Origin of the sequence: Halobacillus sp. BAB-2008 (assembly GCF_000328325.1) — a bacterium.
Classification (GTDB): Bacteria; Bacillota; Bacilli; order Bacillales; family Halobacillaceae; genus Halobacillus.
Genome location: NZ_ANPF01000004.1, coordinates 51,262 through 59,509 on the forward strand (window position 1 = coordinate 51,262; position 8,248 = coordinate 59,509).

Sequence of the window (8,248 nt, forward strand, 5' to 3'; positions counted from 1 at the left end):
GCCTCTGCTCTCTTCTTTCCTTTTCACAGAGGAGAAGAAACGCATTCTAACGTGAATTTTTCTGGAACGAATAAGTTGTCTGCACCGGGCAAAAACCGACGGCCCTTAGAAACCCGTCCAGGCTGCGTTGCAGATCGAATGGTGGCGACACCCGCACATCGCTGACATTTTGCTCGTCCATCCAAGCCAATACTGCCCGGCAGAGTTGGGAACCGATCCCTTCCCGCCGATAAAATTCGTCCACATATATTTCTTGAATTGTACCTTGATTATTGTCATCCATTCTTCCAAGCGCATACCCTGTCATCCGTCCCTGAACTTCAGCGACGTACAGTTTCTGTTTCGGATCTTCAGAGAGGAAAACGTCGGCAGCCCAGAATTTCCTTTCTCTAAGCTGCTCCGCTCTCGCTTCCTTGGTTGTCTCCCTCTCTTTCATCACATGAAGAAAATCGATGCTGTATCTTGTAAAATGCATCAAGTCGCGCTCCAAAGGCTCACGGACTTCCATGTATTGCTTCCTCCTTCACTCTTTCCAAACTACATGATACTCTGGTGTACTTTTTATCACATCGTATGCAAACGAGCAAACAGGATCTACCTTCTTCTTCTCTTTTCTTGCATAGTTGACGACATGATCAACCAGATCTTTTCCGAGCCCCTGCTCTCGCTGGGCTGGTGTCACTTCTGTACTTGTGATGGTGATCACATTGTCATCCTCTTCAAAAAACAACTGGGCATCAGGGCTGTCCACACCACCGATATAAAATTCTCCTTTGGATTCATGTATCGTTCTGTCCATTGTTATCACTCCTTTTATAAGAGCATACCCATTTTCCACCTGCGAAAAACACCTGCCGGAATGATCCAGCAGGTGTTTATCCTTATGCCGTCGGTTTCAGTTCTTCCTCCAGCGGAATATTACGATTCAATCCTTTCCTTGCGGCGATAAAGAATGCCGCTACAATCGCTACCGTAATGACGGCGGACAGGATATAGGAAATATTGATAGAAAGCCCGAAGCCGATCGGTGCATTAAGAATGTACGTAAAGGTAGCCATTGTCATAAATGTTGCCGGGATAGCTGCAATGAAATAGTTCTTCCTGGCAAGGAATAAATACATTGCTCCAACCCATAAGGCAATGACGGCCGTCGATTGGTTAGCCCAGGAGAAGTATCTCCAAAGCAGAGTGAAATCGACGCGGGTCAATACGAAGGAGATAACGAACAGCGGCAGGGCGATCCACAACCGGCTCATAATCTTCTTCTGGGAAATATTCAGGTAATCAGCAATGATCATTCGGGCACTCCGGAAAGCAGTATCTCCGGAAGTGATCGGGAGAATGATGACACCAAGGACGGCAAGCGTTCCGCCGACTGCTCCAAGCATAGCGATCGACACTTCGCTTACCACCGCAGCAGGTCCACCGGAAGCAAGCACTTCATTCAGACCGGCAGAGCCGTTGAACAAGCTCATGGCTGCAGCGGCCCAGATCATGGCGATAATTCCTTCTGCAATCATCATGCCGTAGAAGATGCGGCGCCCTTGCTTCTCCTGCTGAGTCGTACGGGAAATGATCGGCGTCTGAGTAGCATGGAAGCCGGAAAGAGCTCCGCAGGAAATAGTAAGAAACAACAGCGGGAAGATCGGCGCATTATCCGGGTGCATATTCGTAAGGCTGAGCTCAGGAATTGGTGCTCCTGTCACAATCAACGAGATGCCGACACCAAGAGCACTGACAACAAGAAGGGCGCCGAAGATCGGATAGAACCGCCCGATGATTTTATCGATCGGAAGCATCGTCGCCAACAGATAGTAAACGAAAATAGCTGCTAGAATTACAGGTAGAGACAACCAGCTGCTCGTCATATTGTGCAGAAGATCTGCAGGGGCGGTGACGAAGACCGTTCCCACAAGGACCAGCAAAAGAATAGCAAAGGCATTCACCACATGCTTCATCACTTTACCAAGGAATTTACCGGCAAGCTCAGGAAGGTGCGCACCACGGTTACGGATCGAAATCATACCTGTCAAATAATCATGGACGGCACCGGCAAAGATACAGCCGAACACAATCCATAGAAACGCAACAGGACCGTATAAAGCACCAAGGATCGGACCGAAGATGGGACCGACACCGGCGATATTCAGTAATTGAATCAAGGAATTTCTCTTCTCTCCCATCGGCAGATAATCGACCCCGTCGCCGTGGGAATAAGCAGGCGTCTGACGTTTTTCATTGACACCGAAAACTTTCTCTACGTACTTACCATATGTGAAGTAACCGACAATTAAAATAGCAATACTGACCAGAAACGTAATCATGGATTTTCCTCCCCATCATTGTAATCGCTTACAAATAATGTACCAGGATAACGCTTTCATGAGTCGTTTCCAGCTTAAGATGTCGAATAGGCGGCCCAACACGTCAAATACCCGTACTGAAAAACAGCACGGGTACTCCTATAGCTCTAATTGTTTACGCAAGCCTTTCACATAGTTTCTGCTGACAGACAGACGCTCCTCGGTTCCTTTCAATTCGAGCTGATACGCTCCGTTGAACCATGGAGTCAACCGATCGATATAGTCCAAGTTAACAAGATAGCTTTTGTGAATCCGATAAAAGGAATAAGACCGCAGCCGCTCTTCGATTTCCTTCAAAGGAGCCTTCGTCTCGTAGGTGCCGTTTCTTCCTGCAATCTTGGTCACCCGCCCATCGCGGTACACATACATGATATCTCCGGGGTCGATGTAATCAATACGGTCCTCCCCCTCGACAGCAAGCCTTGACGGGCCGGTTTGAGACAAAGTTTCCGTTTCCGGCTGCATCAGCCGGATCACCCGTTCCACCGTCTCGTTCAGGCGCTCTTCCTCAAACGGCTTCAATAGATAGTCCACCGCCTGGTGACGGAACGCTTTGACAGCAAAATCGGGATATGCCGTTGCAAACACAATAATGGGCTGTTTCTTTAATTCCTGAACAGCTTTCGCTACTTCCATGCCGTCCATCTTCGGCATCTCCACGTCCAGGAATAATACGTCCGGTTGAAGCTGGAGCGTCTTCATCACCGCTTCTTCTCCGGACCCTGCTTCTCCTACCACTTCGAGCTCTGGGTATTGATTCAGAAGAAAGTTTAATTCTTCTCTGCTGAAACGTTCATCATCAACGATTACTACACGTATTTTCTCCATCATCGTGTAATCTCCTGCCTTTCCACGGGCAATAAAAACGTAATTTCCGTACCCGCTCCATGCTCACTTTTAATCGAAAGTGTGGATCCTTTTCCATGCATGTGCTCCAACCGTCTGTTCACGTTATAAATACCAAAGCCGGTACCATTATGTGAATCGACGTAATCTGTTCCGAGCGTTTCCAAGCGTTCGGGATCGATCCCCGTGCCATTATCTTCTATGGAGACACGGACGCCGTCCTCCTCTGCTTTGACAGAAATCCGGATAATCGCTTCTCCATCCTGATCTTTAATTCCATGCTTCATACAGTTCTCCACTAAGGGTTGAAGCGTCAATGGGGCTATCCTTGCTGTCAAAGCAGCTTCATCTACGTCGTAATAGACGTGGAGCCGATCCACAAATCGTGTCTCTTCGATCAACAGGTATGCCTTCACATGCTTCAATTCTTCTTCTAAGGTAATCCAGGTTTTCCGTGTCGCATTGAGGTTCTGGCGGAAGAACTTAGAGAGCGCTATTAACAAGGAGCGGGCACGATCCGGCTCTGTTCTCGTCAAGGATACGATTACGTTTAAGGAATTGAACAGAAAATGCGGATTCACCTGCGCCTGGAGAGCTTTCACTTCCGCTTCTCTAGCAAGTTCCTGCGCTCTTTCCGCATCGGCAAGTTCCAGTTGTTGGCTGAGGAGGCACTCAACCCTTGAATCAACTCAATCAGTACATTGGATATATCCTTTTCTGAACGCACATAGAATTTCAACGTTCCCACTACTTCCTGCCGCTTCATCAGCGGAGCGATGACTGCCGCTCCTAATGGGCATCTTGCCGTTTGACAATGAATCTCTTCGTGACCTGCTATCGCCATCTTTCCGTCTCTGATGACCTGCTTCGTCGCATCTGTCTGAATCGGAACTCCGGACTTATGATGATCATCAGCAAGACCTACATGGGCAAGGATATCATTCTTATCCGTCATGGAAATTGCGCTGACATCCACTTCTTCATAAATGATACGGCAGGCCTGTCCTGCCGACTGGGCAGACAATCCTTTTCTTAAATGAGAAACGGTGGACTCCGCCAGCTTTAATGCTTTCTGAGCTTGAAGAGCTCCTACTTTCTCTTCTTCATGAAGCACATTCCGTATGATTAACAGGAACAATGCAGCCCCGACACCGTTCGCGGCAATCATGGGTAAGCCGATTTCCTGAACAAGCCCCCACGCTCTTGAAAAAGGGGACGCAGTAAGGAGAATGATGCCCATCTGCACCGTCTCCGCCAATGCACCGACGAGCAGGGCCGTTGTCAGCTTTAATGGTCTGTCTTTCTTATGGAACAAGCCGGCAAGGAGCCCGGCCACGACAGCAGAGATTCCGCAGGCAAGACCGGTGAAACCACCCAGAGAAAACCGATGCAGCCCCGCGATTACGCCTGCGCCGATTCCAATCCGGTACCCTCCGAATAATCCGGCAGCCACAATTCCGATGACTCTGGAATTAGCAAGCGCTTCCGATTCTCCTAAATTAAAGGCCCACCTTCCGAAATCCAATGAATCCGTATTGTAGGTAATCCCTGTATAGGTGCCGATGATACCGAACACCCCGAAAAAGACGACAGCCATGAACTGCTGTCCGGAATCCAAGGTCTTTTTATCTATCAGTTCCCGAAAAAACGGAACCTCGTTATGATGAAAGCGACGGTCACGATGATACCGAGTCGCTCCAACATGGGAAGGAACAGTTCAAACATCGCTCGCCTTCCTCTCTGTACTTTTTTCACTTATTGTACCATGTTTGAAAACGGTTCATGTAAAGGAGCAAAACGAGATATATTCAGAAAATACAGGCAATCCCCCGCTTTCTTTGGTACACTTTTGGAAATGAGGTGATCCTAATGATGAAGAAAATAGCTATTATTCAAATGAACATTGTACTTGGCAACCCGGAGGCAAACCGGAAAGCGGCAGCTGTAAAAATCAAAGAGGCAGCTGAAAACGGGAGCTCTGTAATTGTGTTACCTGAACTATGGACGACGGGTTACGATCTATCCCGTTTCGATGAACTTGCAGAAACGATGAGTGGACCAACACATTTGTTAATGAAAGAAATGGCATGTGATTATGAAGTGACCATTATGGGATCGGTTGCCGAACGGGAAGATGACGTCTTTTACAACACATTTGTCGCGTATGACCCCTCGGGTGAGCGGATCCTGTCCTATCGAAAAGCCCACCTGTTCCGACTGATGGACGAAGAAAAGTTCCTGGAATCAGGGAACGAGAAAGGCTTGTTCCATTTGGAGGGCGCTCCGCTGGCCGCCGTTATCTGTTACGATATCCGCTTTCCGGAATGGCTGCGTTCCCATATGATTCATGGAGCCAAAGCACTGTTCGTCACTGCCGAATGGCCGAAGCCGCGCGTGGATCATTGGCGAAATCTTCTGATCAGCAGAGCGATTGAAAACCAGTGCTTCGTGATCGCCTGCAACCGTGTCGGCTCTGATGAAGCCAACACATTCGGCGGCCATTCCGTCATCATCGACCCATGGGGGAAAGTACTTGCCGAAGCTGGGTCCGAAGAAGAAATCCTATACGCAGAAGTAAATTGGGAAGCTGTAGAGGATATCCGAAAACAAATTCCTATTTTCCAGGACCGACGCCCGGATTTATATGAATAAAAAAGAACCTTGCATCGATTACTCCGGTGCAAGGTTCTTCTTATAAGCAGGTTCCTGATAAAAATAGTTCGGTGTTTCGATCCGGTTCTCATAACTGGAATGAAAAATGTGCGTCGAAGCAGGAGAAACCGGCGGAATCAGCCAAGACCAATCGCCGGTGACTTCACGGCCGCATTGGTGCTCTTTGTTCTCAAAGAGCTGGAATTGTTGAGCTGCCGTATGGTGATCAACCACGCTTACCTTATCTTCTTTGTAAGAATGGAGGACTGCCTGATTAAGCTCAATCAAGGCCCGATCCTTCCATAGCGTTCTATTCCTTTTCGTATCGAGCCCCATCGCTTCTGCAACAACAGGAAGCAGATTATAGCGGAATTCGTCTGCCAAGTTTCTGGCACCAATTTCTGTTTCCATGTACCATCCGTTAAACGGCGCCGCTGTATAATGGATGCCGCCTATTTCCAAGCGCATATCGGAAATCACAGGCACAGCATGCCAACGAAGACCAAGGTCTTCGAACCACTCCAACTCCGGGTGACGAAGAGAAACTTCCAATATGCTTTCCTGTGGAATATCAAACATCTCAGGTTCCTGATCACCGATTTGAACGAGAAGAGGCAGGACATCGAACGCCCCCCCTGAACCGGACCAGCCCCGCGCCATACACTCTTTCGTTATATCGATGGAAGCAGGATCCCCGACAATACCGCTTTCCTCTTCATAACCGGCGTATCGGATCAGCTGGTGATTCCATATTCGTACGGCTCCCTCTTCTTGTTCCGGTCGAAATATAGTGATGGTGGAGCGGATTCTTCCATTATTCGTAGCATAATCCAGATGATCAATAAGAGCATGGAAGATATCCTCTTCTGTATTCAGGTGACGACGGTCAAACACCTTCAAACTGTTCCAGAATAACCGGCCGATACACCGGTTGCTGTTTCTCCAAGCGGCTTTCGCACCGTACTCCAGCTCTTCAAAAGTGTGGGTATAGGTCCCTGTCAGGCTGATCTCCTGTTTTATCTGCTCAAGCCTCTCCTCCGAACCGGTCGCCCCTTGTTCATGGTAGTATTGGCGGATGAACGATTCCGCCTTTTCATATAGATCTATATTCACAGCTTGAATCCTCCTGTACGTTCCTTACTGCTTTTATCCTACCATAAATGGTGGAACCTCTAGTAAGAAACGCTTATTCAGCTCGACGGGAAGCCTGTTGTATCGGATCCCATACGCTGTTGAACGGAGGAGCATACGATAAATCCAGGTCCTGAAGATCATCCACTGTCATGTCATGATAGAGAGCGGTTGCAAGGACATCCACCCTTTTATCCACACCCCTTCCTCCGATGATCTGCCCGCCGAGCAGACGCCGGGAAGACTGGTGATAGACGAGCTTTACCGTCATCGGATCATCCTTGGAATAATAGCCGGCTGCATGGGTGGAATCGATGGTGACCGATAAATGAGGAATCTTCTCCCTCTCTGCTTCTTTAGCACTTAAACCTGTTCGTCCAAGGGACAAGTGGAAGAATTTCAGAATAGAGGTCCCGACAATTCCGTGAAACGACTTGTGCTGATCAACCATATTCAACCCGGCAATCTGCCCCTGTTTGTTCGCATGCGTACCAAGCGGTATATAATCAAGCTTCTGTTTGACCCGATGGTACTGCATAGCGCAGTCACCAGCAGCATAGATGTCGAGAATACTTGTCTCCATAAAGGCATTGACCGAAACAGCATCCTTCAGACCCTTAAAGATGCCTGTTCCCTCAAGAAAAGAAGTATTAGGCGTCACACCGACTGCTACGATGACAAGGTCCGTGTCATACTCCCCTTGATCTGTACAAACGGTACGAACCCGCCCTTCCCCGCGGAAGGCTTCGACCGACTCATTAAGATGCAGATCCACTCCGTGCTTTTCCGCTTCCTCATGGATGGAGGAGGCCATTTCCTCATCAAACATTTCACCGAGCTGGGACCCCCGCTGAATCAGACGGACTTCCTTACCGATCGTTACGAAACTTTCCGCCAACTCAAGTCCGATATAACCGCCCCCAATGATCGTCACTCGTTTTGTATCGGGAGTCATGTCTTTCCTAATGGCCTCCACATCCGGGATCGTCTTCAAGGTGTAAATGCCGGGAAGATCCTTTCCCTCCCATGGCGGCAGAACAGGAGAAGCACCGGAAGCAATTAATAGCCTGTCGTACTTTTCTTCAAAGGCTTCCCCGGTTCTGTCGTCGGTTCCATGGACGACCTTTCGATCACAATCCACCTTCTCGACCAAGTGGTTCGTCCGCACGTCGATTCCGTATTTAGACCGAAACGTCTCCGGGTCACGTGCGATTAAGTCTTCCGCATCGTCCACGTCTCCACTCAGTACATAAGGC

General features: G+C 48.7%; 9 protein-coding genes. 1 reads left to right on the top strand and 8 read right to left on the bottom strand.

Annotated features, from left to right (window positions below):
* Positions 1 to 46: 46 nt before the first annotated feature.
* The 6 genes from D479_RS01965 to D479_RS21270 all read right to left on the bottom strand — a co-directional run bounded on the left by D479_RS01965 (position 47) and on the right by D479_RS21270 (position 4,806).
* Positions 47 to 508, bottom strand: coding sequence for a GNAT family N-acetyltransferase (locus D479_RS01965; protein ID WP_008633048.1), 462 nt, complete (start codon positions 506 to 508; stop codon positions 47 to 49).
* Between the two features lie 15 nt (positions 509 to 523).
* The gene (locus D479_RS01970) at positions 524 to 799 is read right to left on the bottom strand and encodes a GNAT family N-acetyltransferase (RefSeq protein WP_008633051.1); all 276 of its coding nucleotides are present in this window, start codon (positions 797 to 799) and stop codon (positions 524 to 526) included.
* Between the two features lie 82 nt (positions 800 to 881).
* Entirely contained in the window at positions 882 to 2,324 is a 1,443-nt protein-coding gene (locus tag D479_RS01975; RefSeq protein WP_008633053.1) for a carbon starvation CstA family protein, read from the bottom strand.
* A 138-nt stretch (positions 2,325 to 2,462) separates the two neighbouring features.
* On the bottom strand, positions 2,463 to 3,194 hold the full coding sequence (locus tag D479_RS01980) for a LytTR family DNA-binding domain-containing protein (RefSeq protein ID WP_008633055.1): 732 nt from the start codon (positions 3,192 to 3,194) through the stop codon (positions 2,463 to 2,465).
* Positions 3,191 to 3,811, bottom strand: a complete 621-nt coding sequence (locus D479_RS21265) for a histidine kinase (protein WP_346773243.1) — start codon at positions 3,809 to 3,811, stop codon at positions 3,191 to 3,193. Before D479_RS21265 ends, D479_RS01980 begins: the two co-directional genes overlap by 4 nt.
* Complete coding sequence (locus tag D479_RS21270) at positions 3,808 to 4,806, bottom strand: LytS/YhcK type 5TM receptor domain-containing protein (RefSeq protein ID WP_346773244.1); 999 nt, start codon at positions 4,804 to 4,806, stop codon at positions 3,808 to 3,810. Before D479_RS21270 ends, D479_RS21265 begins: the two co-directional genes overlap by 4 nt.
* A gap of 272 nt (positions 4,807 to 5,078) precedes the next feature.
* Here D479_RS21270 and D479_RS01990 point away from each other — a divergent pair, with 272 nt between their 5' ends.
* Positions 5,079 to 5,861, top strand: a complete 783-nt coding sequence (locus D479_RS01990; RefSeq protein ID WP_008633068.1) for a carbon-nitrogen family hydrolase — start codon at positions 5,079 to 5,081, stop codon at positions 5,859 to 5,861.
* Between the two features lie 18 nt (positions 5,862 to 5,879).
* Here the strand turns inward: D479_RS01990 and D479_RS01995 are convergent, their stop codons facing one another.
* On the bottom strand, positions 5,880 to 6,974 hold the full coding sequence (locus D479_RS01995) for a nitric oxide synthase oxygenase (protein ID WP_008633069.1): 1,095 nt from the start codon (positions 6,972 to 6,974) through the stop codon (positions 5,880 to 5,882).
* A gap of 73 nt (positions 6,975 to 7,047) precedes the next feature.
* On the bottom strand, positions 7,048 to 8,248 hold a 1,201-nt coding region (locus tag D479_RS02000; protein WP_008633070.1), incomplete at its 5' end, for an FAD-dependent oxidoreductase.